General features: G+C 60.0%; 23 protein-coding genes and 2 pseudogenes. 16 read left to right on the top strand and 9 right to left on the bottom strand.

What is annotated here, in order from left to right; genetic code table 11:
- Positions 1-91 precede the first annotated feature (91 nt).
- Both GDV60_RS20575 and GDV60_RS20570 read right to left on the bottom strand, forming a co-directional pair.
- Positions 92-688, bottom strand: coding sequence for a superoxide dismutase (locus tag GDV60_RS20575; RefSeq protein WP_003212997.1), 597 nt, complete (start codon positions 686-688; stop codon positions 92-94).
- Between the two features lie 178 nt (positions 689-866).
- On the bottom strand, positions 867-1,466 hold the full coding sequence (locus GDV60_RS20570; protein WP_029296379.1) for a LysE/ArgO family amino acid transporter: 600 nt from the start codon (positions 1,464-1,466) through the stop codon (positions 867-869).
- Between the two features lie 95 nt (positions 1,467-1,561).
- On the opposite strand from GDV60_RS20570, the gene GDV60_RS20565 reads away from it, so the two are divergent.
- The 8 genes from GDV60_RS20565 (at position 1,562) to GDV60_RS20530 (ending at position 10,606) form a co-directional block, all read left to right on the top strand.
- Positions 1,562-2,455: a LysR family transcriptional regulator ArgP gene (locus GDV60_RS20565; protein ID WP_159908598.1), complete on the top strand. Its 894-nt coding sequence runs from the start codon at positions 1,562-1,564 to the stop codon at positions 2,453-2,455.
- Positions 2,456-2,507: 52 nt separating this feature from the next.
- Entirely contained in the window at positions 2,508-3,506 is a 999-nt protein-coding gene (locus GDV60_RS20560) for an NAD(P)-dependent oxidoreductase (RefSeq protein ID WP_029296383.1), read from the top strand.
- 112 nt (positions 3,507-3,618) lie between these two features.
- Entirely contained in the window at positions 3,619-4,461 is an 843-nt protein-coding gene (locus GDV60_RS20555; RefSeq protein WP_159908596.1) for an ATPase, read from the top strand.
- 420 nt (positions 4,462-4,881) lie between these two features.
- On the top strand, positions 4,882-6,141 hold the full coding sequence (locus GDV60_RS20550; protein WP_159908594.1) for an AGE family epimerase/isomerase: 1,260 nt from the start codon (positions 4,882-4,884) through the stop codon (positions 6,139-6,141).
- A gap of 106 nt (positions 6,142-6,247) precedes the next feature.
- Positions 6,248-7,534 (top strand): ABC transporter substrate-binding protein, encoded by a 1,287-nt coding sequence (locus GDV60_RS20545; RefSeq protein ID WP_092237758.1) that lies wholly within the window; start codon positions 6,248-6,250, stop codon positions 7,532-7,534.
- 168 nt (positions 7,535-7,702) lie between these two features.
- Positions 7,703-8,611, top strand: coding sequence for a carbohydrate ABC transporter permease (locus GDV60_RS20540; protein ID WP_029296391.1), 909 nt, complete (start codon positions 7,703-7,705; stop codon positions 8,609-8,611).
- On the top strand, positions 8,604-9,446 hold the full coding sequence (locus tag GDV60_RS20535) for a carbohydrate ABC transporter permease (protein ID WP_029296393.1): 843 nt from the start codon (positions 8,604-8,606) through the stop codon (positions 9,444-9,446). Before GDV60_RS20540 ends, GDV60_RS20535 begins: the two co-directional genes overlap by 8 nt.
- 2 nt (positions 9,447-9,448) lie before the next feature.
- Positions 9,449-10,606, top strand: coding sequence for an ABC transporter ATP-binding protein (locus tag GDV60_RS20530; protein WP_159908593.1), 1,158 nt, complete (start codon positions 9,449-9,451; stop codon positions 10,604-10,606).
- Positions 10,607-10,614: 8 nt separating this feature from the next.
- Here GDV60_RS20530 and GDV60_RS26945 read toward each other — a convergent pair.
- Positions 10,615-10,704, bottom strand: a pseudogene (locus tag GDV60_RS26945) (outer membrane lipoprotein carrier protein LolA); the annotation flags it as partial.
- 82 nt (positions 10,705-10,786) lie between these two features.
- On the opposite strand from GDV60_RS26945, the gene GDV60_RS20525 reads away from it, so the two are divergent.
- Positions 10,787-12,133, top strand: coding sequence for a carbohydrate porin (locus GDV60_RS20525; protein ID WP_029296397.1), 1,347 nt, complete (start codon positions 10,787-10,789; stop codon positions 12,131-12,133).
- A gap of 88 nt (positions 12,134-12,221) precedes the next feature.
- Here the strand turns inward: GDV60_RS20525 and GDV60_RS26940 are convergent.
- A pseudogene (locus tag GDV60_RS26940) lies at positions 12,222-12,323 on the bottom strand (outer membrane lipoprotein carrier protein LolA); the annotation flags it as partial.
- 39 nt (positions 12,324-12,362) lie between these two features.
- Between GDV60_RS26940 and GDV60_RS20520 the strand changes: the two are divergent.
- On the top strand, positions 12,363-13,208 hold the full coding sequence (locus GDV60_RS20520) for a D-hexose-6-phosphate mutarotase (RefSeq protein ID WP_029296399.1): 846 nt from the start codon (positions 12,363-12,365) through the stop codon (positions 13,206-13,208).
- Positions 13,209-13,331: 123 nt separating this feature from the next.
- Here GDV60_RS20520 and GDV60_RS20515 read toward each other — a convergent pair whose 3' ends face one another.
- On the bottom strand, positions 13,332-14,192 hold the full coding sequence (locus GDV60_RS20515) for a MurR/RpiR family transcriptional regulator (protein WP_169851198.1): 861 nt from the start codon (positions 14,190-14,192) through the stop codon (positions 13,332-13,334).
- A gap of 219 nt (positions 14,193-14,411) precedes the next feature.
- Here GDV60_RS20515 and zwf point away from each other — a divergent pair, with 219 nt between their 5' ends.
- From zwf to GDV60_RS20500, 3 genes are read left to right on the top strand one after another with little or no spacing between them, the layout of a single operon-like run.
- Complete coding sequence (gene zwf, locus GDV60_RS20510; protein WP_029296404.1) at positions 14,412-15,878, top strand: glucose-6-phosphate dehydrogenase; 1,467 nt, start codon at positions 14,412-14,414, stop codon at positions 15,876-15,878.
- Entirely contained in the window at positions 15,865-16,578 is a 714-nt protein-coding gene (pgl, locus tag GDV60_RS20505; RefSeq protein ID WP_070995328.1) for a 6-phosphogluconolactonase, read from the top strand. Before zwf ends, pgl begins: the two co-directional genes overlap by 14 nt.
- Before the next feature lie 17 nt (positions 16,579-16,595).
- Positions 16,596-17,261, top strand: a complete 666-nt coding sequence (locus tag GDV60_RS20500) for a bifunctional 4-hydroxy-2-oxoglutarate aldolase/2-dehydro-3-deoxy-phosphogluconate aldolase (protein WP_029296409.1) — start codon at positions 16,596-16,598, stop codon at positions 17,259-17,261.
- A 204-nt stretch (positions 17,262-17,465) separates the two neighbouring features.
- On the opposite strand, the gene GDV60_RS20495 is transcribed toward GDV60_RS20500, so the two are convergent.
- Positions 17,466-18,638 (bottom strand): aminotransferase class V-fold PLP-dependent enzyme, encoded by a 1,173-nt coding sequence (locus tag GDV60_RS20495; RefSeq protein ID WP_159908592.1) that lies wholly within the window; start codon positions 18,636-18,638, stop codon positions 17,466-17,468.
- A gap of 12 nt (positions 18,639-18,650) precedes the next feature.
- Positions 18,651-18,887 (bottom strand): DUF3820 family protein, encoded by a 237-nt coding sequence (locus tag GDV60_RS20490; protein WP_008056784.1) that lies wholly within the window; start codon positions 18,885-18,887, stop codon positions 18,651-18,653.
- 206 nt (positions 18,888-19,093) lie between these two features.
- On the opposite strand from GDV60_RS20490, the gene GDV60_RS20485 reads away from it, so the two are divergent.
- Positions 19,094-19,561 carry a PA2169 family four-helix-bundle protein gene (locus GDV60_RS20485; protein ID WP_092237749.1) on the top strand — a complete coding sequence of 156 codons (468 nt, stop codon included), beginning with the start codon at positions 19,094-19,096 and terminating at the stop codon, positions 19,559-19,561.
- A 138-nt stretch (positions 19,562-19,699) separates the two neighbouring features.
- On the opposite strand, the gene GDV60_RS20480 is transcribed toward GDV60_RS20485, so the two are convergent.
- Both GDV60_RS20480 and GDV60_RS20475 read right to left on the bottom strand, forming a co-directional pair.
- Positions 19,700-20,170: a MaoC family dehydratase gene (locus GDV60_RS20480; RefSeq protein ID WP_029296435.1), complete on the bottom strand. Its 471-nt coding sequence runs from the start codon at positions 20,168-20,170 to the stop codon at positions 19,700-19,702.
- Positions 20,171-20,238: 68 nt separating this feature from the next.
- Positions 20,239-21,183 (bottom strand): alpha/beta hydrolase, encoded by a 945-nt coding sequence (locus tag GDV60_RS20475; protein WP_159908591.1) that lies wholly within the window; start codon positions 21,181-21,183, stop codon positions 20,239-20,241.
- 210 nt (positions 21,184-21,393) lie between these two features.
- On the opposite strand from GDV60_RS20475, the gene fadD2 reads away from it, so the two are divergent.
- Both fadD2 and fadD1 read left to right on the top strand, forming a co-directional pair.
- On the top strand, positions 21,394-23,082 hold the full coding sequence (gene fadD2 / locus GDV60_RS20470; protein ID WP_029296437.1) for a long-chain-fatty-acid--CoA ligase FadD2: 1,689 nt from the start codon (positions 21,394-21,396) through the stop codon (positions 23,080-23,082).
- A gap of 318 nt (positions 23,083-23,400) precedes the next feature.
- A complete protein-coding gene (fadD1, locus tag GDV60_RS20465) occupies positions 23,401-25,092 on the top strand; it encodes a long-chain-fatty-acid--CoA ligase FadD1 (protein ID WP_159908590.1) in 1,692 nt (563 codons plus the stop codon).
- Positions 25,093-25,167: the final 75 nt, after the last annotated feature.

The following is a 25,167-nucleotide window of genomic DNA, read 5'->3' as shown; positions in this document are numbered from 1 at the left end:
TCAGGGAGTTCCACTATTTCTGGGGTGCTTGCAACTGATCGCCCACAAAAAAGCCCGGCAATTGCCGGGCTCTTTGTACTGCAAGGGTTACTTACGCAGTGAAGGTCTTGCCTTCGAACTGCTCGGCAACGAACTTCCAGTTGACCAGGTTCCAGAACGCTTCCACATATTTTGGACGCACGTTGCGGTAGTCGATGTAGTAGGCGTGCTCCCAGACGTCGCAGGTCAGCAGCGGGGTATCGCCGCTGGTCAGCGGGTTGCCGGCGCCGATGGTGCTGGCCAGGGCCAGAGAACCGTCAGCCTTTTTCACCAGCCAGCCCCAACCGGAACCGAAGGTGCCGACGGAAGTCTTGGTGAACTCTTCCTTGAACTTGTCGAACGAACCGAACGCAGCGTTGATGGCTTCAGCCAATGCGCCAGTTGGTTGACCGCCAGCGTTTGGCGCCAGGCAGTTCCAGTAGAAAGTGTGGTTCCAGACCTGGGCGGCGTTGTTGAAGATGCCACCCGAAGAGGATTTGACGATCTCTTCCAGGGTCTTGCCTTCGAACTCGGTGCCTGGCACCAGGTTGTTCAGGTTCACGACGTAGGTGTTGTGGTGCTTGTCGTGGTGGTACTCCAGGGTTTCCTTGGAGATGTGCGGCTGCAGGGCATCGTGTGCGTACGGCAGCGGCGGCAATTCGAAAGCCATGATAATTCTCCTAATCAGGTCAGTTGCGGTGAGCGCAAGGCCGATCACGGGCGGCCAAACAAGCGCCGGGGAGTTTGTACTCTTTGCGGCGCAGGGGCTGGATCATAGCACCGGGGGTGCGGCAAAACCACGCAACAACTGTGTGGAATAGAGGTTCCAGAGCGTTTTGGAATATTCCTCAGTTGCTGATCAATTGATAGGCCACGCTGAACATCATCACCGCCACCAGCAGGTCCAGCAGGCGCCAGGTCGCCGGGCGTGCCAGCCACGGGGCCAGCCACGCCGCGCCGAGGGCCAGGGCGGAAAACCACAGCAAGGACGCACTGGCAGCACCTGCGACATAAGCGCCGGGTTCGGTCTGCTGGGCGCCGAGGGAGCCGATCAGCAACACCGTGTCCAGATAGACGTGGGGGTTGAGCAGGGTCACGGCCAATGCACTGAGCATTACCGCGCGCAGCGAGCGCACTTTTTGCCCTTCACCTTGCTCCAGGCTTTGACGTGAACAGGCGCGGCGCAAGGCCAGGGCGCCATACCACAGCAGGAACGCCGCGCCGCCCCAGCGCGCAATCGCCAGCAACAGCGGGTTATGCGCCAGCACTGTCGCCAGGCCGAATACGCCGGCAGCCACCAGCAACGCATCGCACACCACGCACAGCGCCGCCACGGGCAAGTGATGTTCGCGACGCAGGCTCTGGGCCAGGACAAACGCGTTTTGCGTGCCGATGGCCATGATCAGCCCCAAGGCGACCAGCAGGCCGTTCACATAACTCTGCCACATAATATTTACTCTGCTTGCTAATCAATGCTGGCGATTGTCGGCGTTGAGGCTGTATAAGAAAAACAAATATTGCTGATCGCTCATTAGGAAAACTGATGTTCGACTATAAGTTGCTCTCCGCCCTGGCGGCAGTGGTGGAACAGGCCGGTTTCGAGCGCGGGGCCCAGGTGCTTGGTGTGTCGCAATCGGCCATTTCCCAGCGCATCAAATTGCTCGAAGCCCGCATCGGCCAGCCGGTGCTGGTACGCGCGACCCCGCCGACCCCCACGGAAATCGGCCGCCGCCTGCTCAACCATGTGCAGCAGGTGCGCTTGCTGGAGCGCGACCTGCAAAGCCAGGTGCCGGCGTTGGATGAAGAAGGCATGCCCGAGCGGCTGCGCATCGCCATCAACGCCGACAGCCTGGCGACGTGGTGGGCGCAGGCCGTCGGGGATTTTTGCGCCGAGCAGCACTTGCTGCTCGACCTGGTGGTGGAAGACCAGACCGTCGGCCTCAAGCGCATGCGCGCCGGCGAGGTGGCGGGTTGCGTCTGCGCCAGCGAACGCCCGGTGGCCGGTGCCCGCAGCCTGTTGCTGGGGGCCATGCGTTATCGGGCGTTGGCGAGCCCGGCGTTTATTGCCCGGCACTTCCCCGGCGGGGTACGGGCCGATCAACTGGCGCGCACGCCAGCGCTGGTATTTGGTCCGGATGACTTCCTGCAACATCGCTACCTGGCGTCGCTGGGCGTGGACGGTGGTTTTGAACACCATTTATGCCCGTCCTCCGAAGGTTTTATCCGCCTGACCGAGGCCGGCCTGGGCTGGGGCTTGGTGCCGGAGTTGCAGGTGCGTGATCAACTGCAACGGGGCGTGCTGGTGGAATTACTGCCAGATAAACCCATCGATGTGCCGCTGTACTGGCATCATTGGCGCAGTGGCGGGCAATTGCTCGGTTTGTTGACCGAGCATCTGGCACGGGCTACCGGCCAATTGCTGGTGCCGTTGGAGTGACCGTCGGCGTCAACGCAACTGCGATGAAAAATGAAAGAACACGGGGTAACACATGAAAATTCTGGTCACCGGCGCAAGCGGCTTCATTGGCGGGCGCTTTGCGCGTTTCGCCCTGGAGCAGGGCCTGGACGTGCGGGTCAACGGGCGGCGCGCCGAGGGTGTCGAGCACCTGGTACGGCGCGGCGCCGAGTTTATCCAGGGTGATCTGAATGATCCGGATTTGGCGCGCAACCTGTGCCGCGACGTTGAGGCCGTGGTTCATTGCGCCGGCGCCGTAGGGCTGTGGGGACGTTACCAGGACTTCTATCAGGGCAATGTGCAGGTCACCGAAAACGTGGTCGAAGCCTGCCTTAAACAACGGGTCGGCCGCCTGGTGCACCTGTCGTCGCCATCGATCTATTTCGATGGCCGCGATCACCTGGGACTGACCGAAGAGCAAGTGCCCAAACGCTTCAAACATCCCTACGCGGCGACCAAGTACCTGGCCGAGCAAAAAGTCTTTGGTGCCCAGGAATTCGGCCTGGAAGTGCTGGCCCTGCGCCCGCGTTTTGTCACCGGGGCTGGCGACATGAGCATCTTCCCGCGCCTGTTGAAAATGCAGCGCAAGAACCGTCTCGCCATCGTTGGCGATGGCCTGAACAAGGTCGACTTCACCAGTGTGCACAACCTCAACGAGGCCCTGCTCAGCAGCCTGCTGGCCACCGGCTCGGCGCTGGGCAAGGCCTATAACATCAGTAATGGCGCGCCGGTGCCGGTGTGGGACGTGGTCAACTATGTGATGCGCCAGATGGACATGCCCCAGGTCACTCGTTACCGCTCCTACGGCTTGTCTTATAGCATCGCGGCGCTCAACGAGGCCTTTTGCGCGATGTGGCCGGGGCGTCCGGAACCTTCCCTGTCACGCCTGGGGATGCAAGTGATGAACAAGGATTTCAGCCTCGATATCAGCCGTGCGCAGCACTATCTCGACTACCAGCCCAAGGTCAGCCTGTGGACGGCCCTCGATGAGTTCTGTCATTGGTGGAAAGTCCAGGAGCCGGGCTCCAACTAGCGTTGGTAACACCGGGAACCGATTTTTCGGTTACCGGTCGACCAAGGCGACGGGCCAGGGGTTTATACTCCCGCCGCTCAGTTTTTTTATGCGGCTATTTCAAGGTTGATTCATGCGTAACGATATTAAAGACGACTTCGACAATGTGCCGAGCCTGCGGGCCGACGTTGGCGATGACGATGATTTTGTGCCGACCGCCGCCACGTCCATGCGCTCGCGTCCGGCGCCGGTGGTCAAGGTCAAGAGCGCCAGCACCGGGCCGTTGTGGGCCTTGGTCGGGGCGCTGCTGTTCGCCTTTGTGGGCCTGGCGTGGTGGAGCTTCCAGCAGATTTCCCTGATGGGGCAGCAACTGGTGGCGACCCAGGAAAGTTTTGCGCGCATCAGCGAAGAAGCTGCCGGCCGTTTGCAGGACATTTCCGGCAAGGTGGTGGCCAGTGAGGCCAACGTCAATACCGGCAGTGAAGCGCTCAAGCTGCAGATCAAACAGTTGGAAAGCCAATTGCTGGAGCAGGGCAAGCAGCAGTTGGGTGTGGCAGGCCAGGCCACCGACCTGGACCAGCGCTTGGCGCAGATGAGTGCCAGCACCACGGAACTAACCACTGCCAATACCCAGATGCAGGCCCAGGTGCAAACCCTGGCGACAGAACTGACGGCCCTCAAGGCTGCGCAGGCCGAAGCCGCCAAGTTGAATGCCGAAGTCAAGGAACTGAGCACGGATGTGGCAGCGTTGAAGAAGCAGGGCAACCCGGCCACGGCCGTTGCACGGCTGGAACAGGACCTGTTGGTAATCAAGAGCGAACTGGATAACCGCGCCGCCACGGAAGGGCCGTCGAATAAAGAGTTCGACGTGTTCCGCATCCAGACCACCCGCAACATCACGACCTTGCAGACCCAGATGCAGAACCTGCAACGGGAAGTCAGCGCACCGGCCAGGCTCACGCCCCTGGGCCAATGAGCCCTATTCCTGTAGGAGCCGGCTTGCCGGCGATGGGCATAGGTATCTACACAACTTTCAGAAACTGACGAGCTCTCCTGTGGCGAGCGGGCTTGCCCCGCGCTGGGCTGCGAAGCAGCCCCAAAACCAGCCGCTGCGGTGTATCTGGTACAACGCATTCGGCTTATTGGGGCTGCTTCGCAGCCCAGCGCGGGGCAAGCCCGCTCGCCACAACGGCGCTATCTGCCTGGATTTAGGCGTTGCGGCAAAGTTGTGTAGATACCTATGCGGCGATGGGGCCAGTAGCCTTGCGCTGATTCCAGGGCCGCCATCCCCGGCAAGTGTCACCGTTCAGTGACATTTGTCTTCCCTTTCGTTACATGTCCCTTCTCGGCCCTTGTTTAGACTGCGGTCATCCCACAAAAACAAAAAGGGCCACCCATGACCATCCAACCACTGCCCGCCAGCAGTTGGCTGAACGCACCTGCCCATCACGCCTGGCTTGCCGCCGAGGGGCAGCGCCTGCTGGCGTTTGCCAAGGCTTCCAGGCTGCCTGAAGGCTTCGGCAACCTCGACGTCCACGGCTGCCTGCCCGCCGATGCAATCGCCGAAACCATGAACACCGCCCGCATGACCCACAGCTTTGCCATGGCCCACGCCCAAGGGCTGCCAGGCTATGCACAGTTGGTAGAGCACGGGGTGGCCAGTCTCAGTGGCCCGTTGCGCGATGCCGAACATGGCGGCTGGTTCGCCGTCGCCGGCGCGCGTGATGGCAATACAGGCAAGGCCGCCTACCTGCACGCTTTTGTCGCCCTGGCCGCCAGCTCCGCGGTAGTGGCGGGTGCCCCAGGGGCGCAAGCCTTGCTGGCGGACGCCATCCAATGCATCGACGAGCATTTCTGGTGCGAGGAGGAGGGCGCGATGCTTGAATCCTTCGCCCAGGATTGGAGCGGCGAGGAAGCCTATCGCGGGGCCAACAGCAATATGCACGCCACCGAAGCGTTCCTTGCCCTGGCTGACGTCACCGGCGACAGCCGATGGCTGGGGAGGGCGTTGCGCATTGTCGAACGGGTGATCCATCAGCACGCCAGCGCCAATGAATTTATGGTGATCGAACATTTCGACCGCTATTGGCAGCCCCTGCATCGTTACAACGAAGACAACCCGGCCGACGGCTTTCGTCCCTACGGCATTACCCCCGGCCATGGCTTCGAATGGTCGCGCCTGGTGCTGCACCTCGAAGCCGCACGCCAGCAGGCAGGGCTCGTCACGCCGCAGTGGTTGCTGGAGGACGCCAAGGGTTTGTTCGCCAGTGCCTGCGAGTATGGCTGGTCGGTGGACGGTGCCCCGGGCCTGGTCTACACCTTGGACTGGCACTTTCGCCCGGTGGTGCGTGAGCGCCTGCATTGGACCCACGCCGAAGCCAGTGCAGCCGCCCAGGCCCTGCTCAAGCGCACGGGTGAGTGGCATTACGAAACCTGGTACCGGCGTTTCTGGGAGTTTTGTGAAACTCACCTGATCGACCGGGTCCAGGGCAGTTGGCATCATGAACTCGACCCGCTCAACCAGCCCGCCAGCAAGATCTGGGGCGGCAAGCCGGATCTGTACCATGCCTGGCAAGCGGTATTGCTGCCGGGTCTGCCTTTATCCCCAAGCATGGCCAGTGCGTTGGGGGCGGGTGCTTATGTCACCAAGTGGTGACATTTGGCCGTCCCTTTGTTACGTGCCTGGGAAAAATCCCTGTTTAGAATCCTATGCAGCGCAAGCTCCAGACTTGCATGCATAACAACAAGAAAAAGGTACTCAGATGAACGCGATTAATCGCCTCGCCGTTGCTATTTCCGTTGCCTCGTTGTTTCCCCTCAGTGCATTTGCCGCCGACTCGAAAGGGACGGTTGAAGTTGTGCATTGGTGGACCTCGGGTGGTGAGAAGGCGGCGGTGGATGTCCTGAAGGCCCAAGTTGAGAAAGACGGCTTTACCTGGAAAGACGGGGCTGTTGCAGGTGGTGGCGGCGCCACTGCCATGACCGTGCTGAAAAGCCGCGCGGTCGCCGGCAACCCGCCAGGCGTTGCCCAGATCAAGGGCCCGGACATCCAGGAGTGGGCCTCCACCGGGTTGCTCGACACTGACGTCCTCAAGGACGTGGCCAAGGCCGAGAAGTGGGATGGCCTGCTCGACAAAAAAGTCTCCGATACCGTGAAGTACGAAGGCGATTACGTGGCCGTGCCGGTGAACATCCACCGCGTCAACTGGCTGTGGATCAACCCGCAAGTCTTCAAGAAAGCCGGCATCACCAAAAACCCTACGACCCTCGAAGAATTCTACGCCGCTGGCGACAAACTCAAGGCCGCAGGCTTCATCCCGCTCGCCCACGGTGGTCAGCCTTGGCAGGACAGCACGGTGTTCGAGGCCGTGGTGTTGTCGGTCATGGGGGCTGATGGCTACAAGAAAGCCCTGGTCGACCTCGACAACGCAGCCCTGACCGGCCCGGATATGGTCAAGTCGCTGACGGAGCTGAAGAAAGTCGCGACCTATATGGACGCCGACGGCAAGGGCCAGGACTGGAACCTGGAAGCCGCCAAGGTCATCAACGGCAAGGCCGGCATGCAGATCATGGGTGACTGGGCCAAGAGCGAGTGGACTGCCGCCAAGAAAGTCGCCGGCAAGGACTACGAGTGCGTAGCCTTCCCGGGCACCGACAAGGCCTTCACCTACAACATCGACTCCCTGGCAGTGTTCAAGCAGAAAGATGCCGGCACCTCGGCCGGGCAGCAGGACATCGCCAAGGTGGTGTTGGGCGAGAACTTCCAGAAGGTCTTCAGCATCAACAAGGGCTCGATCCCGGTGCGCAACGACATGCTCGGCGATATGGCCAAGTACGGCTTTGACAGCTGCGCCCAGACTGCGGCCAAGGACTTCCTGGTCGATGCCAAGTCTGGCGGCCTGCAACCAAGCATGGCGCACAACATGGCGACCACCCTGGCGGTACAGGGCGCGTTCTTTGATGTGGTGACCAACTTCATCAACGACCCGAAAGCCGACCCGGCCGACACCGCCAAGAAGCTTGGAGCGGCGATCAAGTCTGCCAAGTAACCCTTGGAAGGCTGGGCTTGAGTGTGGGAGCGGGCTTGCCCGCGATGCAGGCGCCTCGGTGTATCAATGACACCCAGGTGATGCCATCGCAGGCCAGCCAGCTCCCACCTGAAGCCGGCCCATACACGGTTATCCACTAGTCCCTTACTCCCTGCCCTGGATTTCCCCATGAGTTCTGTTGCTGTGTTCAGCAAGGCCTCGCCGTTCGATGCATTGCAGCGCTGGCTACCTAAACTGGTGCTGGCCCCGAGCATGTTCATCGTCCTGGTGGGCTTCTATGGCTACATCCTGTGGACGTTCGTACTGTCGTTCACCAACTCCACCTTCCTGCCGACCTACAAGTGGGTAGGCCTGGCGCAATACGCGCGGTTGTTCGACAACGATCGCTGGTGGGTGGCGAGCAAAAACCTGGCGCTGTTTGGCGGCATGTTTATCGGCATCACCCTGGTGATCGGTGTGCTGCTGGCGGTATTCCTTGACCAGCGCATTCGCCGCGAAGGCTTCATTCGCACTATTTACCTGTACCCGATGGCGCTCTCGATGATCGTCACCGGTACCGCCTGGAAATGGCTGCTCAACCCCGGCATGGGCCTGGACAAACTGCTGCGCGACTGGGGCTGGGAAGGCTTTCGCCTGGACTGGCTGATCGACCCGGACCGCGTGGTGTATTGCCTGGTGATCGCGGCGGTATGGCAAGCCTCGGGCTTTATCATGGCGATGTTCCTCGCCGGCCTGCGTGGCGTTGACCAATCGATCATCCGTGCCGCACAGATCGACGGTGCGAGCCTGCCGCGCATCTACTGGAGCGTGGTGCTGCCCAGCCTGCGCCCGGTGTTTTTCAGTGCGGTGATGATCCTCGCGCACATCGCGATCAAGAGCTTCGACCTGGTGGCCGCGATGACGGCCGGTGGTCCAGGCTACTCATCCGACTTGCCGGCGATGTTCATGTACTCCTTTACCTTCAGCCGTGGCCAGATGGGCATGGGCTCGGCCAGTGCGATCCTGATGCTCGGGGCGATCCTTGCGATCATCGTGCCTTACCTGTACTCCGAGCTGAGGACCAAGCGCCATGACTAGTCTCGCCAAACCTTCCATCAGCTTCAGTCGTGTCGCAATCCATGCGGTGCTGATCCTGGCCGTGGTGCTGTACCTGGTGCCGCTGGTGGTCATGCTGCTCACCAGCTTCAAGACCCCGGAAGATATCAGCACCGGCAACCTGCTGAGCTGGCCGACGGTCATCACCGGGATTGGCTGGGTCAAGGCCTGGGCCACGGTGAACGGTTACTTCTGGAACTCGTTCCTGATCACCGTCCCGGCGGTGCTGATCTCCACCACCATCGGTGCATTGAACGGCTATGTGCTGGCGATGTGGCGCTTTCGCGGCTCGCAGTTGTTCTTCGGGTTGTTGCTGTTCGGCTGCTTCCTGCCGTTCCAGACGGTCTTGCTGCCAGCCTCGTTCACCCTCGGCAAGATGGGCCTGGCCAGTACCACCACCGGCCTGGTGTTTGTGCATGTGGTCTACGGCCTGGCGTTTACCACGCTGTTCTTCCGTAACTACTACGTGAGCATCCCGGATGCGCTGGTCAAGGCTGCACGCCTGGATGGTGCCGGGTTCTTCACCATCTTCCGTCGGATCATTCTGCCGATGTCCACGCCGATCATCATGGTCTGCCTGATCTGGCAGTTCACCCAGATCTGGAACGACTTCCTGTTTGGCGTGGTGTTCTCCAGCGGTGATTCGCAGCCCATCACAGTGGCGCTGAACAACCTGGTCAACACCAGCACCGGGGCCAAGGAATATAACGTTGATATGGCGGCGGCGATGATCGCCGGGCTGCCGACCCTGCTGGTCTATGTGGTCGCAGGCAAGTATTTCGTGCGCGGTCTCACGGCCGGCGCGGTCAAGGGGTAATCATGGCTACGCTCGAACTTCGCAATGTAAACAAGACCTATGGTGCTGGCCTGCCGGACACCCTGAAAAATATCGAACTGTCGATCAAGGACGGCGAATTCCTGATCCTCGTCGGGCCCTCGGGCTGCGGCAAATCCACCTTGATGAACTGCATCGCCGGCCTGGAAAACATCAGCGGCGGCGCGATCATGATCGGTGACCAGGACGTCAGCGGCATGAGCCCCAAGGATCGGGACATCGCCATGGTGTTCCAGTCCTACGCGCTGTACCCGACCATGAGCGTGCGCGAGAACATCGAGTTCGGCCTGAAAATCCGCAAGATGAGCCAGCCGGCCATCGATGAGGAAGTGGCGCGGGTGGCCAAGCTGCTGCAGATCGAACACTTGCTCAATCGCAAGCCGGGCCAGCTCTCTGGCGGCCAGCAGCAGCGGGTGGCCATGGGCCGGGCGCTGGCGCGGCGGCCAAAGATCTACCTGTTCGACGAACCGCTGTCCAACCTCGACGCCAAACTGCGGGTCGAGATGCGCACCGAAATGAAGCTGATGCATCAGCGCCTGAAAACCACCACGGTCTACGTGACCCACGACCAGATCGAAGCCATGACCCTGGGCGACAAAGTGGCGGTGATGAAGGACGGCATCATCCAACAGTTCGGCACGCCCAAAGAGATCTACAACGATCCGGCCAACCTGTTTGTTGCCAGCTTCATTGGCTCGCCGCCGATGAACTTCATCCCCCTGCGTTTACAGCGCAAGGAAGGCCGTCTGCTGGCCCTGCTCGACAGTGGCCAGGCGCGTTGTGAGCTGCCGCTGAGCATGAGCGACGCCGGTCTTGAAGAGCGTGATGTGATTCTTGGCCTGCGTCCGGAACAGATTGTGCTGGCTGCCGGTGATGGCAATGGTTTGCCGAGCATTCGGGCCGAGGTCCAGGTCACTGAGCCCACCGGCCCGGACACCCTGGTGTTTGTCCAGCTCAATGACACCAAGGTCTGCTGCCGCCTGGCGCCGGACGTGGCACCGCAAGTGGGCGAGAGCCTGACCTTGCAGTTCGATCCGGCCAAGGTGCTGCTGTTCGACGCCAAGACCGGTGAACGCCTGGGCACCGCTGCGTCAGTGCCGGTGCAACACGCTGATAACGTCACCCAATTCAAGGGCCGCTAAAGACCAGTAACTGTAGGAGCGAGCTTGCTCGCGAAAAACCTGAGAGCGCCGCGTTCATCCAGGATGCCCGCGTCAGCGTTAACGATCTTCGCGAGCAAGCTCGCTCCTACTTCAGATAAAAATAGATGTAAACCGCGTTAGATAAAAACAGTTAATAACAATAAAGACGAGGATGTAGGGATGAAAAAGCAACACAACAACACCCGGCTGATCTGCCAACTGTCAGCGGCAGCAGCCCTGGTTTTGTCCGCCAATGCGATGGCAGATGAAGCCTTCAGCGCCGACTCCAAATGGATGACCGGCGATTGGGGCGGCGAGCGAACCAAGCTGATCGAGCAGGGTATCGACATCAAGGCCGACTACGTTGGGGAAGCGGGCTACAACGCGCGCGGCGGCTACAACGATGACAAGACCGGTCGTTACGCTGACCAGTTCGGCCTCGGCGTCGCGCTGGACCTGCAAAAGCTGTGGGGCTGGGACAACACCCAGGCCAAGATCCAGATGACCAGCCGTAATGGTCGTAACATTTCCAATGACCGTATTGGCGACCCGCGTGCAGGCACCTTGAGTTCATCTCAAGAAGTGTACGGCCGTGGCCATATGGTGCGCCTGACCCAGTTCTGGATTCAGCACCAGATGTTCGACAACAAGCTGGATGTAAAACTCGGTTACTTCGGTGAAGGCGAAGACTTCAACACCTTCCCATGCGACTTCCAGAACCTGTCGTTCTGCGGCTCCCAAGTGGGTAACTACGTCAACACCTGGTACAACTGGCCGGTCAGCCAGGCCGCGATCCGCGTGAAGTACCACATCACCCCTGAGCTGTATGCGCAGATCGGTGCGTACAACCAGAACCCATCGCAACTGGAGCACGGCAACGGCTTCAAACTCAGCGGCAGTGGCACCAAGGGCACCGTGATTCCGGTGGAGTTGGTCTGGTCGCCGAAGGTCAATAACCTGCCGGGCGAATACCGTGTGGGTTACTACAAGAGCGCCGCCGATGCTCCTGATGTGCGTGAGGACGTCAACGGTAACGATGCCGCCACCACTGGCGCTGACTACCGCACCCGCAGCAGCAAGAAAGGCTACTGGTTCGTTGCGCAACAGCAACTCACCACCCATAACGGCGACGCGTCTCGTGGTCTGAATATCGCTGCCAACGCCACGTTCCACGACAAAGAAACCAACACCGTCGATAACTACCAGTCGATCATGCTGGTGTACAAAGGCCCATTCGACGCGCGTCCAAAAGATGACGTAGGGATTGGCGCCGCTCGTCTGCACGTCAACGACGACGTGAAGAAAAACGCCGAGCTGCGCAACATTTCCAACGGTGTGAGTGACTACGACAATGCGCGGTTCTCGCCGCTGCGCGAAACCGAGTACAACTTCGAAATCAACTACGGCTTCCACGTCACCAACTGGCTGACCGTGCGTCCCAACCTGCAATACGTTGTCCAGCCGGGCGGCGTGGATAAAGTCGACAACGCGCTGGTGGCCGGCCTGAAAATTCAGTCGGTGTTCTAACGCTGTTGCGATAAGCTCCTTCTCTCTGTGCGCATTTGCGGGTAGCCATGGCTATCCGCTTTTTTTTGCGAAGGGCGAACAGCCCTGCAGGAGCGAGCTTGCTCGCGAAAAACTTGAGAGCGCCGCGTTCATCCAAGATGCCCGCGTCAGCGTTAACGATCTTCGCGAGCAAGCTCGCTCCTACAGGTATGGGCGCATTTGCGCGACATGATTATCAGGACCGTGGCACATGCATGAGCAACCGCTGCAACGCTTTTTCAAATCCCTGCGCGAGCAACCGGTGTTTGCCTGGGAGCGCTTCCAGATGCGTGACGTGCTGGTGATCGATCACCCGCTCTGCCAGGCGGTGTTCAGCCGCCAGGGCGCGCAATTGCTGCACTTCCAGCCTACGGGCCAGAAGCCATGGCTGTGGTGCGCAGCAAAGTGGCCGCAAGTCGGGGCGATTCGTGGCGGCGTGCCCGTGTGCTGGCCGTGGTATGGCCGTCATCCCAGCGAAAACGCCTGGCCCTCCCATGGCTGGGCTCGCTTGATCGACTGGAAGCTGCTGGACAGCAGCACCGGCGAGGACGGCGTGCGCCTGCACTGGCAATTGCAGTTGTGCGATTGGCAGGTGGACCTGCATGCGCACTTGGGTGAAAGCCTGCAATTGCGCTTGAGCACCGAGCACCAGGACGAGCTGCCGTGCCAATTGAGCCACGCTTTGCACGCTTATTGGCGTATTGGTCACGTTGGTGAGATAGCGCTGTCTGGGCTAGAGGGTGCGCAAGGTTACGACCAGTTGAGCCGCCAGGCCTGCCAGCAGGAAGGTGAGCTGCGCGTCGATGGCGGCTGCCAGCGCGTGTTCCAGCATGAGGGCGAATTGCAGCTCAAGGACCATGCGTGGCAGCGCGAGTTGTGCATTGATACGGGTGACAGTGCAGACACGGTGGTCTGGCATCCGGGCAGCCGGCCATTGCTGGGGGTGAGCTTTAATGAAGCGTCGGGCTTTGTGTGTGTCGAGTCGGCCATGGCCGGGGCCTGCCTGGCGCCCGGGGAGAGGGCGCATTTGAGTCTGCAGGCCCGGGCTGGGGTTTAACGGTGTTGCTGATGGCGTCTTTGCGGGCAACCCCGCTCCCACATTCGAATGTGTTCACCCATCAAAAATGTGGGAGCGGGCTTGCCCGCGATAGGGCCGGCCCTGCTTGAGGAGGTTCCAGCTTTAGTTGAACTCATCCCCAACCGGATACCGGCTGTCGTTCAAACTCTCTTTGATCTTGCGCAAATGCGGCTGGAAATCCACCCCGCGACGCAAGGTCATGCCCGTAGCCAGTACATCCAACACCGTCAACTGAATGATCCGCGAGGTCATTGGCATATAGATGTCGGTGTCTTCCGGCAACGGGATGTTCAGGCTCACCGTACTGGCCTTGGCCAGTGGCGAGTTCTCGGCAGTTACGCCCAGCACCGAAGCACCGTTTTCCCGCGCAATACGCGCCACTTCCACCAACTCACGGGTACGCCCGGTGTAGGAGATGATTACGAACAACTCCCCGGTGTGGGCCACCGACGCGATCATCCGTTGCATCAGCACATCGGCATGGGCCGTGACCGACAGGTTGAAACGGAAAAATTTGTGCAGGGCATCCATGGCCACCGGCGCCGAAGCCCCCAGGCCAAAGAAGTGGATCTGCCGCGCCTGGATCAGCAGGTCCACGGCCTTGCTGATCAGGTTGGGGTCCAGGGCCTGGCAGGCGCTGTCCAGAGAGGCAATGGCGCTGCCAAAAATCTTCTGCGTGTAGGCCTCGGGGTTATCATCGGCCTCCACCGCGCGGCTGACATAGGCCGCGCCACTGGCCAGGCTTTGCGCCAGCTGCAATTTCAGTTCAGGGTAACCACTGACGCCGAACGAGCGGCAGAAACGGTTGACCGTCGGTTCACTGACCGAGGCGGCTTGGGCGAGGGCCGCGATAGAGAAGCGGGTCGCCTGCTGTGGGTTGAGCAGGATGACCTCGGCGACTTTTTTCTCGGCCTTGTTCAATTCTTCGAGGCGGTTCCGGATCTGTTCCAGAAGATTTCGCACGCGGTCCATTCAGTCTTTCCTTCGGGCGACGATGCAAGTAGGGGCCAGTAAAAGGTCGACGAGCGGCCCTTGGCGGTGGCCTATCCTACTGAGGGTAGTTGAACACCACCACTCGCAATGCGTTTTTTGGGAAAATGTTGTGGTTATTACTACATTTTTCCTTGAGTGATGCCTTGAAAAAAGGTATTTGTAGCTTAACTTGATAAAAGAACAAACATCATGCCTTCGATAACCGTGGAACCCTGCACCTTTGCCCTGTTTGGCGCCTTGGGTGATCTGGCGCTGCGCAAGTTATTTCCTGCCCTCTATCAACTCGATGGCGCCGGGCTCTTGCACGCCGACACTCGCATCCTGGCCCTGGCCCGTGAAGCCGGTTCCGAGCAGCAGCACCTGGACCACATCGAGCACGAACTGCGCAAGTACGTCGGCCAAGAGCTGGATGAAGCGGTGGCCGCGCGCTTCCTGGCGCGTCTGGCCTATGTGCACGTCGACTTCATGAATGCCGATGACTACGTGGCCCTGGCCGCCAAGGCCGGCACCGAACAACGCCTGATCGCCTACTTCGCCACCCCGGCCGCGGTGTATGGCGCGATTTGCGAGAACCTGTCCAAGGTTGGCCTGGCGGAAAATACCCGCGTTGTCCTGGAAAAGCCCATCGGTTCGGACCTGGAATCCTCGCGCAAGGTCAACGACGCCGTGGCGCAGTTTTTCCCGGAAAACCGTACCTACCGCATCGACCACTACCTGGGCAAAGAGACGGTCCAGAACCTGATCGCCCTGCGTTTTGCCAATAGCCTGTTTGAAACCCAGTGGAACCAGCACTACATCTCCCACGTGGAAATCACCGTGGCCGAGCAGGTGGGTATCGAAGGCCGCTGGGGCTACTTCGACAAGGCCGGGCAACTGCGGGACATGATCCAGAACCACCTGCTGCAATTGCTCTGCCTGATTGCCATGGACCCGCCGGCCGACCTGTCGGCCGATAGCATCCGCGATGAGAAGGTCAAGGTGCTCAAGGCCCTGGCGCCGATCAGCCCCGAAGGCCTGACCACCCAGGTAGTGCGCGGCCAGTACATCGCCGGCTACAGCGCCGGCAAACCGGTACCGGGCTACCTGGAAGAAGAAAATTCCAACACCCAGAGCGACACCGAAACCTTCGTTGCCCTGCGTGCCGATATCCGCAACTGGCGTTGGGCCGGGGTGCCGTTCTACCTGCGCACCGGCAAGCGCATGCCGCAAAAACTGTCGCAGATCGTCATCCATTTCAAGGAACCGTCCCACTATATCTTCGCCCCCGAGCAGCGCCTGCAGATCAGCAACAAGCTGATCATCCGCCTGCAGCCGGACGAAGGTATTTCCTTGCGTGTGATGACCAAGGAGCAGGGCCTGGATAAAGGCATGCAACTGCGCAGCGGGCCACTGCAACTGAATTTTTCCGACACCTACCGTAGTACGCGGATCCCCGATGCCTACGAGCGGTTGTTGCTGGAAGTGATGCGCGGCAATCAGAACCTGTTTGTCCGTAAAGATGAAATCGAAGCCGCGTGGAAGTGGTGTGACCAGTTGATCGCCGGGTGGAAGAAGTCCGGTGATGCACCCAAGCCGTACGCGGCGGGTTCCTGGGGGCCGATGAGCTCCATTGCACTGATCACGCGGGATGGGAGGTCGTGGTATGGCGATATCTGATTTGAAACTGCCGCAAGGCGTAACACCCCACGAGTACCGCACGCCGGTACTGCTGGCCGAAGGCTTGGCCAATGACGTGGCCGAACAACTGCGCGCGGCCATCAGTGCCCGGGGCGAGGCGACGCTGGTGGTGTCCGGTGGCCGCAGCCCGGTGGCGTTTTTCCAGAACCTGGCCAAGCAGGGCCTGGACTGGTCCAAGGTGACGATCACCCTGGCCGACGAGCGCTGGGTGCCGGTCGAGCATGCCGACAGCAACGCCGGCCTGTTGAAAAAACACCTGCTGCAAGGCCCGGCGGCCAAGGCCCGGTTCTTGAGCCTCTACAGTGCTGCGGTGAACCTGGACGGTGCTGCCGAACAGGCCGATCGCCTGCTGGCTGAACTGCCGGCAATTGATGTGCTGGTGCTGGGCATGGGCGATGACGGGCATACCGCCTCCCTGTTCCCCAACAGCCCGAACCTGGCCGAAGCCTTGAAGCCGGATGGCACTCGTCGTTGCTGGCCGATGCTGGCGCCGAGCGTGCCCCATCAGCGCCTGACCATGAGCCGTGCGTTGCTGGCCAGTGCCCGGTACACCGTGTTGTCGATTGCCGGCGATTCGAAACTCCACACCCTGAGCGAAGCGCTGGCTGGCGACGATGTTGCCGGCATGCCGATTCGCGCGTTTTTGCAACCTACTCTAGAGATTTACTGGTGCCCATGAGCCAAGGATCAGCCGCTATGAAAAGCCCTCACCCGACCGTGTCCATGGCGGATAAAGTTGCCCTGATCGACAGCCTCTGCGCCAAGGCGCGGATCCTGCCGGTGATCACCATTGCCCGCGAGCAGGACATTCTGCCCCTGGCTGATGCCCTGGCGGCGGGTGGCTTGACCGCGCTGGAAGTAACCCTGCGTTCGCAGTTCGGCCTCAAGGCTATCCAGGTCCTGCGTGAGCAGCGTCCGGAGCTGGTCACCGGTGCGGGCACGGTGCTCGATCGCACCATGCTGGCGGCAGCCGAGGCGGCGGGTTCGCAGTTCATCGTCACCCCCGGCATTACCCGCGACCTGCTCGAAGCCAGTGTCGACAGCCCGATCCCATTGTTGCCTGGCATCAGCAATGCCTCCGGCATCATGGAAGGCTATGGCCTGGGTTATCGCCGCTTCAAGCTGTTCCCCGCGGAAGTCAGCGGCGGCGTGGCAGCAATCAAGGCCTTGGGTGGGCCGTTTGGCGAAGTGAAATTCTGCCCGACTGGCGGCGTTGGCCCGGCCAACATCAAAAACTACATGGCGTTGAAAAACGTGATGTGCGTGGGCGGTAGCTGGATGCTTGATCCACAGTGGATCAAGGACGGCGACTGGGGGCGTATCCAGGAAGTCACCGCCGAGGCGCTGGCGCTGCTCGATTGATCTGATTTACCGAATCGTTGTTGCTGTGCTTCACGGCATGTTTGCGGTGCACTTGGTCGGTGTGCCGCTTTTTTTTGCCTACAGAAAACCTTGAAATCACGACAATCGAACTGTGGGAGCGGGCTTGCTCGCGAATGCGGTGTGTCATTCAACACATTCAGTGACTGTTACCGCGCATTCGCGAGCAAGCCCGCTCCCACAGTTTTAATCGGCATTCAGCTTGTTAATCGCGTTGACCAGCACGCCGATGTCCGCCGCCGAGGTCACCAACCCCGGTGTCACCCGGATACAACTGCCAAATGCCGCCCCGCTGCGCAGGGTGGTAAACAGGTTGTACTCATCGAGCAATCGATCCGCCATCACCTGCTGGTCGCGCCCGATGAACTTGAACGCGGTAATCGCGCAATACAACCGTGGATCATCCGAGGTCAGCACCTCGATCCCCGGCAATGGCCGCACCTGGCTCACCCACAGGTCACGCAGGTACTTCACCCGCGCACCCTTGGCATGCGCGCCGCCCAAGGCTCGATGTTCTTCAAGCACGAGCGGTAAGGTCATCAGCGCCGGAAAATTCGGTGTGCTGTAGGGCGTACGGGCACGCACATCGGTGATCGGGTAATGGAACTCGGCCATGTCCGGATCAATCTGGGCCAGGCGCTCAGGGGCTATGTACAAAAAGCCCAGGGTCAGCGGCGCACCGATCCACTTGTGCAGGTTAAAACCCGCGAACGAAATGCCCAGTTGCGCCAGGTCGAAGTCGATCTGGCCCAACGCATGGGCGCCATCGAGGATGATTTCGACGCCAGATTCCCGTGCAGCCCGGGCGATGGCCTCTACCGGCATAACCAGGCCCGTACGGTGGGTGACATAGGTCAGCGCCATCAGCTTCAGGCGCGGGTAGCGGCTGAAGGTATCGCGATAGGTCTGCACCAGGCTGTCGAAACTGGCCGGGTGGGCGTGGGATACTTCTATCACCTCTACACCCCGGTAGCCGGCGAGCCAGCGCATGGCGCCCTTGACCGTGTCGTATTCCAGGTCACTGATCAGCACCTGGTCGCCCGGTTGCAGGCGGTTGTAGTTGCGGATCAACGATTGCAGGGCTTCGGTGGCATTGTGGGTGAAGGCGATGGCTTCTGGATCGACATTGACTAATTCGGCCAGTTGCCGGCGAATCTCGACGTTGTCCCCTTGCTCGAAACGTTGGCGCACATGCACCGAGTTGCTGCGATTGATAAAGGCCACATGCTCCTGATATTGCGCCAGCACCGCCCGGCTCATACGGCCGAAGTAGCCGTTTTCCAGGTTGATGGGGCCGGGTTCCAGCTCATAGCGCTGGGCAATGGCCTGCCAGTAGGCCTCGTCGCGGGTGTAGGGCATGGTCAGGCTCGATTAGTGGCGAGGGGCAGGTTTACCGTGTTTGGCGCGCAGCGGTTCGAGCAGTTCGGACAGGCCGTTGTGATCGATTTCCTGCATCAACGCCAGCAGGCCGCCTAACTCGCCGTGGGGGAAACCCTCGCGGGCAAACCAGTTCAGGTAAGGACCGGGCAGGTCGGCAATGATCCGGCCCTTGTACTTGCCGAACGGCATTTGGCGGGTGATCAGCAGTTCGAGTTTTTCGGGGTTCATAGGTGCTTCAGGCAATCAGGAGGATGCCCTGGAAAATACAGGCATTCTGCATGAAGGCCAAATGACAGATCATGCAAATAAAGCGGATACAGATTTTGAGTTTATTTATAACTCATTGAAAATTAAGGTTTAATTTTTAATTCAAGACCTGGCACGGGCGCTGCAACTACCCCAGTACGTTTCTAAACCTGTGAAGGAATTGAAAAATGACTGACATCAACAAAGAATCGATCTCCGTACTCAACGACCTGATCGAAACCAGTAAAGACGGCCAGGAAGGCTTCAAGACCTGCGCAGAAGACATCAAGCACCCAGAGCTCAAGGCGTTGTTCACCAAGCGTTCAGCTGACTGCGCCTCGGCGGCTGCCGAACTGCAGACAGCCGTGCGTGCCTTGGGTGGTGACCCGGAAGATTCCGGCAGCGTTGCCGGTGCCCTGCATCGTGGCTGGGTTGACGTGAAGTCGCTGGTGACTGGCAAGGATGAAGAAGCAGTCCTCAACGAAGCCGAGCGTGGTGAAGACCATGCGTTGAAGGCTTACAAAGAAGCCATCGAGAAAATCAACAAGCACAACCTGGTCGGTATTCGTGACTTGGTTGAGCGTCAGTACCACGGCGCACAGCGCAACCATGACCAGGTCAAAGCCCTGCGTAACCAGGCCCGCGCCCAGTCCTGAGTAGCCTCGCAGTAACAACTGTGGGAGCTGGCTTGCCTGCGATGGCGGTGGATCAGTCAATTTAGATATCGACTGCTTCACCGCCATCGCGGGCAAGCCCGCTCCCACATTATTTTGCTTTCACAGGACCACGGATTTTCAGCCGATGCTGATCGCTGGCAATTGGGTCAAGGTCACGACCTGTTGCTTGCGCGGTGCGAGGATCTCCGCTTCGCCATCCACCACCAACTCATCACGCTGGTTGAACACCTGGGTGGCAATCCGCACGCGGAACTTGGGTAGCTTCTCGAGAATTTCCAGACGTACGGTCAGGGTGTCGCCGATTTTCACCGGTTTCTGGAAGCTCATCTGCTGGCCGATATAGATGGTGCCCGGCCCAGGCAACTCACAGGCGACTGCCGCGCTGATCAATGCGCCGCTGAACATGCCGTGGGCGATACGCTCCTTGAACATGGTCGCCTTGGCAAACTCCGCATCCAGGTGCACCGGGTTATGGTCGCCGGACATCGCCGCGAACAGCTGGATATCGCGCTCTTCCACGGTTTTGCTGTAGGTGGCTTTCTGGCCGACTTCGAGGGCTTCGTAAGGCGTGTTGGTAACCTGGGTCATCTAATCGTGCATCCTGTGGCTAATCGATAGTCTTAATTCGTTGATTTTAAACGAAAATATTTTTCTGTTCATTCGCAGCGTGCCGGCCGGCGATGGTTCACGGCCTGGGCCATCCACGCCAGCACATCGGCGGTGACCGCATCGCGGTTGGTTTCATTGAACAGTTCGTGCTGGGCCTGCGGGTAAATATTCAATTGCAGGTTCTGGCAGCCCGCATCGCGCAGCGCGTTGGCCAGGCTGGTGAGACGCTTGCCTTCACTGACCGGATCACATTCGCCACCCATCACCAGGATCGGCAGGCCCGGATCAATCTGTTTGAGATTGGACGCTTTGCTGATTTGCTGCAAGCCACCGAGCAAGTCGATCCACAGCTGGTTGGTGCAGCGAAACCCGCACAGGGGGTCGTTGATGTACTTGTCCACTTCGTCCGGATCGCGGCTCAACCAGTCGAATGCCGTGCGGTTGGGTTTGAAGGCCTTGTTGAACGAGCCAAACGACAGGAACTCGATTAGCGCGCTGCGCCCCCGCAGGCCCTGGCGCAGGCGTTCGGCCCGGGCGATAAGGCGCGCGGCGCGGTACAGGGCCACCGGCTGGAAATTCGAGCCACTGAGAATCGCCCCGTGCAGGCTGGCGCTGTGATGCAGCAGATAGGCCTGGGCGATATAGCTGCCCATGCTGTGGCCCAACAGGATGATCGGCACACCGGGGGCCTGTTGGCCGATATGCTGGTTGAGGGCGGCCAGGTCACCCACCACCTTGTTCCAGCCATCCTGCTCGGCGTACAGGCCCAGGGTACCTTCATCGGCGGTGCGGCCGTGCCCGCGCAGGTCCGGGGCATACACACCGTAGCCGGCGCCACACAAGGCCTGGGCCAGGCGCGCATAGCGGCCGCTATGCTCGGCCATGCCATGGGCCAGCATCACCAGCGCCGTGGGCGTTTCGTCCGGGAGCCACTGGTTGACGTGCAGGCGGCTGCGGTCATTCGCGGTCAGCCAGAAAGTGGTGTGGTTCATGGCGCTTCCTTTGCTCAGGGTCGTTGCAGTGTATAGCTCATCTGTGGGCGGGCGTCTGATCACCCTTGGCCTCAGGGGCAAGATTCATACAATCAATGACACGTTTTTGTGTATTTGCCTGTTTAGCCATAACTGCTAACGTCCCCGAAGCTCCGCTTCCCGTAAACAGCCGGAAGCGGTCGGGCACACTCGGGTAAGAGGACAAGAATAATGCAACCTGATTTCTGGAATGACAAACGCGCGGCCGGTGTGCCCAATGAGCTTGACCTGTCGGCGTACAAGTCAGTAATCGAAGTCTTCGAGCGTTCCTGCAAGGCCTTTGCCGACCGTCCGGCATTCAGCAACATGGGGATCACCCTGACCTACGCCGACCTGGAGCGCCAGAGCGCGGCGTTCGCCGGCTACCTGCAACACCACACAGACCTGAAACCGGGCGACCGTATTGCGGTGCAGATGCCCAACGTCCTGCATTATCCGATTGCCGTCTTCGGCGCCTTGCGCGCCGGGCTGGTGGTGGTCAATACCAACCCGCTGTACACGCCGCGGGAAATGCGTCATCAGTTCAAGGACGCAGGCATTCGTGCCCTGGTCTACCTCAACCTGTTCGGTTCCAGGGTGCAGGAAGTGGCGGCCGACACCGAGATCGAATACCTGATCGAAGCCAAAATGGGCGATTTCATGCCCACCGCCAAGGGTTGGCTGATCAACACTGTGGTCGACAAGGTGAAGAAGATGGTGCCGGCCTACAGCCTGCCCCGGGCGATGTCGTTCAAGCGCGCCTTGCACATGGGGGCAGGCCTGGCCGTGACCCGCCATCCGGTCACCCTGGATGATATCGCGGTGCTGCAATACACCGGTGGCACCACCGGCCTGGCCAAGGGCGCGATGCTGACCCACGGCAACCTGGTGGCGAACATGCAACAGGTGCGGGCGTGCATGTCACAGGTGCGCGAAGACGGGCATCCGCTGGTCAAGGAAGGGCAGGAGGTGATGGTCGCGCCGTTGCCGCTTTACCATATCTATGCCTTCACCGCGAACTGCATGTGCATGATGGTCACCGGCAACCACAATGTGCTGATCACCAATCCCCGGGACATCGGCGGCTTTATCAAGGAATTGAAGAAGTGGCGGTTTACCGGACTACTGGGGCTTAACACCCTGTTTGTCGCGCTGATGGAACACCCGGACTTCAAGACCCTGGACTTCTCCCACCTGAAGATCACCAACTCCGGCGGCACCGCCCTGGTCAAGGCCACGGCCGAGCGCTGGAAGCAGATCACCGGCTGTTCCATCGGTGAAGGCTACGGCCTGACCGAAACGTCGCCGGTGGCCAGCACCAACCCCTATGGGGATCAATCGCGCCTGGGCACCGTGGGTATTCCAGTGCCGGGCACGGCCATGAAGGTCATCGATGACGCCGGCGTGGAGTTGCCGCTGGGAGAGCGCGGCGAGTTGTGCATCAAGGGCCCGCAGGTCATGAAGGGCTACTGGCAGCAACCGGCGGCCACCGCCGAGAGCCTGGATGCCGAGGGCTGGCTCAAGACGGGCGATATTGCGGTGATCGACCCGGACGGGTTTGTGCGCATTGTCGATCGCAAGAAGGACCTGATCATCGTCTCGGGCTTCAATGTGTACCCCAACGAGATCGAAGACGTAGTGATGGCCCACCCGAACGTCGCCAACTGCGCGGTGATCGGCGTGCCCGACGAACGCACCGGCGAGGCCGTGAAGCTGTTTGTGGTGGCGCGGGCCCAGGGCGTCAGCCTTGAGGAATTGAAGACCTACTGCAAGGCCAACTTCACCGGTTACAAAGTGCCCAAGCACATTGTGTTGCGGGACTCGTTGCCGATGACGCCGGTAGGCAAGATCCTGCGCCGGGAGCTGCGCGACATCGCCTGACCTGGACTGAAATGCGATTCAAATGTGGGAGCTGGCAAGCCAGCTCCTACATTTACGGTGTAAGTCCGCAAAATAGAGCTGTTTCGGGGGTTATAGAATCTTTGCTCTAAAAATGACTACTGCATATTCTTGAGTCATGTTTATGACTGTAGGGCCCTCTTTTGGCTCTAGGCGGCCCTTTGCAAAGCTGCTACTCTCGGCGCGCTTTGTGACCTCTCGGCCTGCTTGAAACAGCCAGAATCACCTAAAAAAACACACACAAATAATAATCGCATCAAATGCGGTGAATGAATTCGCGTCGCTGAGGAGTGGGCTTCCATGATCGAAGACTTTTGGAAGGACAAGTACCCCGCCGGGATTGCTGCAGACATCAATCCAGACGAGTATCAAAATATTCAGGCGGTACTGAAACAGTCCTGCCAGCGCTTCGCCGACAAACCGGCTTTCAGCAACCTGGGCAAGACCATCACCTACGGTGAGCTGTACGAACTGTCCGGTGCCTTTGCCGCGTACCTGCAACAGCATACCGACTTGCAGCCCGGTGATCGAATCGCCGTGCAATTGCCCAACCTCCTGCAATACCCGGTGGCCGTGTTTGGCGCCATCCGTGCCGGCCTGGTCGTGGTCAACACCAACCCGCTGTACACCGCTCGGGAAATGGAACACCAGTTCAACGATTCCGGGGCCAAGGCCCTTATCTGCCTGGCCAATATGGCGCACCTGGCGGAAAAAGTCGTACCCAAGACTGGCGTCAAGCATGTGATCGTCACTGAAGTGGCTGACCTGCTGCCACCGCTCAAGCGGCTGCTGATCAACAGCGTCATCAAGTACGTGAAGAAAATGGTCCCGGCGTATCACTTGCCCCAGGCGATCAAGTTCAACGACGTCCTGGCCAAGGGCCATGGCCAGCCGGTCAACGAAGTCAGTCCCGCCAGCGAAGACGTGGCCGTGCTGCAATACACCGGTGGCACCACCGGCGTAGCCAAGGGCGCGATGCTCACCCATCGCAACCTGGTGGCCAACATGCTGCAGTGCAAGGCGCTGATGGGCTCCAACCTCAATGAAGGTTGCGAGATCCTGATCACACCGCTGCCGCTTTACCACATCTATGCCTTCACCTTTCATTGCATGGCGATGATGCTGATCGGCAACCACAACATCCTGATCAGCAACCCGCGCGACCTGCCGGCGATGGTCAAGGAGTTGTCGAAGTGGAAGTTCAGCGGCTTTGTCGGCCTGAACACCCTGTTCGTTGCGCTGTGCAACAACGAAGGCTTTCGCAAGCTGGACTTCTCGGCGCTCAAGGTCACCCTGTCGGGCGGCATGGCCCTGCAACTGGCGGCAGCCGAGCGTTGGAAAGCCGTGACCGGCTGCAGCATCTGTGAAGGTTACGGCATGACCGAAACCAGCCCGGTGGCCACGGTCAACCCGATCCAGAATATCCAGATCGGCACCATCGGCATTCCGGTGCCTTCGACGCTGTGCAAGGTCATCTCGGATGAGGGCGTCGAGTTGCCCCTGGGCGAAATCGGCGAACTGTGCGTCAAGGGCCCGCAAGTAATGAAAGGTTACTGGCAGCGTGAAGACGCCACCGCCGAAGTCCTCGACAGCGAAGGCTGGTTGAAGACCGGTGATATCGCGATCATCCAGCCAGATGGCTACATGCGTATCGTTGATCGCAAGAAGGACATGATTCTGGTCTCCGGTTTCAACGTCTATCCCAACGAACTGGAAGACGTGCTGGCAAGCCTGCCTGGCGTGCTGCAGTGCGCGGCCATTGGTGTGCCGGACGAGAAGTCGGGCGAGCACATCAAGTTGTTCATCGTGGTCAAGCCGGGCGCGACGCTGACCAAGGAGCAGGTGATGGAGCATATGCGCGCCAACGTCACCGGCTACAAAGTGCCGAAGGCTGTTGAATTCCGCGAGGCGCTGCCGACCACCAACGTGGGCAAGATCCTGCGCCGTGAGTTGCGTGACGAAGAGCTGAAGAAACTGGGCCTGAAGAAGTAAACAAAAAGCCCCGCGAATGTGGGGCTTTTTATTGGGCGCTAATTGGAATGCAATCCAAATGTGGGAGCAGGCAAG

It is taken from the genome of Pseudomonas sp. DTU12.1 (genome assembly GCF_009873475.1).
GTDB lineage: Bacteria > Pseudomonadota > Gammaproteobacteria > Pseudomonadales > Pseudomonadaceae > Aquipseudomonas > Aquipseudomonas proteolytica.
This window is presented reverse-complemented; position numbering and strand designations above follow the sequence as displayed.

What these genes read in the sequence shown, in the direction of transcription:
- GDV60_RS20575 (WP_003212997.1), bottom strand. Translation starts at nt 688, where the DNA reads ATGGCTTTCGAATTGCCGCCGCTGCCGTACGCACACGATGCCCTGCAG.
- GDV60_RS20570 (WP_029296379.1), bottom strand. Translation starts at nt 1,466, where the DNA reads ATGTGGCAGAGTTATGTGAACGGCCTGCTGGTCGCCTTGGGGCTGATC.
- GDV60_RS20565 (WP_159908598.1), top strand. Translation starts at nt 1,562, where the DNA reads ATGTTCGACTATAAGTTGCTCTCCGCCCTGGCGGCAGTGGTGGAACAG.
- GDV60_RS20560 (WP_029296383.1), top strand. Translation starts at nt 2,508, where the DNA reads ATGAAAATTCTGGTCACCGGCGCAAGCGGCTTCATTGGCGGGCGCTTT.
- GDV60_RS20555 (WP_159908596.1), top strand. Translation starts at nt 3,619, where the DNA reads ATGCGTAACGATATTAAAGACGACTTCGACAATGTGCCGAGCCTGCGG.
- GDV60_RS20550 (WP_159908594.1), top strand. Translation starts at nt 4,882, where the DNA reads ATGACCATCCAACCACTGCCCGCCAGCAGTTGGCTGAACGCACCTGCC.
- GDV60_RS20545 (WP_092237758.1), top strand. Translation starts at nt 6,248, where the DNA reads ATGAACGCGATTAATCGCCTCGCCGTTGCTATTTCCGTTGCCTCGTTG.
- GDV60_RS20540 (WP_029296391.1), top strand. Translation starts at nt 7,703, where the DNA reads ATGAGTTCTGTTGCTGTGTTCAGCAAGGCCTCGCCGTTCGATGCATTG.
- GDV60_RS20535 (WP_029296393.1), top strand. Translation starts at nt 8,604, where the DNA reads ATGACTAGTCTCGCCAAACCTTCCATCAGCTTCAGTCGTGTCGCAATC.
- GDV60_RS20530 (WP_159908593.1), top strand. Translation starts at nt 9,449, where the DNA reads ATGGCTACGCTCGAACTTCGCAATGTAAACAAGACCTATGGTGCTGGC.
- GDV60_RS20525 (WP_029296397.1), top strand. Translation starts at nt 10,787, where the DNA reads ATGAAAAAGCAACACAACAACACCCGGCTGATCTGCCAACTGTCAGCG.
- GDV60_RS20520 (WP_029296399.1), top strand. Translation starts at nt 12,363, where the DNA reads ATGCATGAGCAACCGCTGCAACGCTTTTTCAAATCCCTGCGCGAGCAA.
- zwf (WP_029296404.1), top strand. Translation starts at nt 14,412, where the DNA reads ATGCCTTCGATAACCGTGGAACCCTGCACCTTTGCCCTGTTTGGCGCC.
- pgl (WP_070995328.1), top strand. Translation starts at nt 15,865, where the DNA reads ATGGCGATATCTGATTTGAAACTGCCGCAAGGCGTAACACCCCACGAG.
- GDV60_RS20500 (WP_029296409.1), top strand. Translation starts at nt 16,596, where the DNA reads ATGAAAAGCCCTCACCCGACCGTGTCCATGGCGGATAAAGTTGCCCTG.
- GDV60_RS20495 (WP_159908592.1), bottom strand. Translation starts at nt 18,638, where the DNA reads ATGCCCTACACCCGCGACGAGGCCTACTGGCAGGCCATTGCCCAGCGC.
- GDV60_RS20490 (WP_008056784.1), bottom strand. Translation starts at nt 18,887, where the DNA reads ATGAACCCCGAAAAACTCGAACTGCTGATCACCCGCCAAATGCCGTTC.
- GDV60_RS20485 (WP_092237749.1), top strand. Translation starts at nt 19,094, where the DNA reads ATGACTGACATCAACAAAGAATCGATCTCCGTACTCAACGACCTGATC.
- GDV60_RS20480 (WP_029296435.1), bottom strand. Translation starts at nt 20,170, where the DNA reads ATGACCCAGGTTACCAACACGCCTTACGAAGCCCTCGAAGTCGGCCAG.
- GDV60_RS20475 (WP_159908591.1), bottom strand. Translation starts at nt 21,183, where the DNA reads ATGAACCACACCACTTTCTGGCTGACCGCGAATGACCGCAGCCGCCTG.
- fadD2 (WP_029296437.1), top strand. Translation starts at nt 21,394, where the DNA reads ATGCAACCTGATTTCTGGAATGACAAACGCGCGGCCGGTGTGCCCAAT.
- fadD1 (WP_159908590.1), top strand. Translation starts at nt 23,401, where the DNA reads ATGATCGAAGACTTTTGGAAGGACAAGTACCCCGCCGGGATTGCTGCA.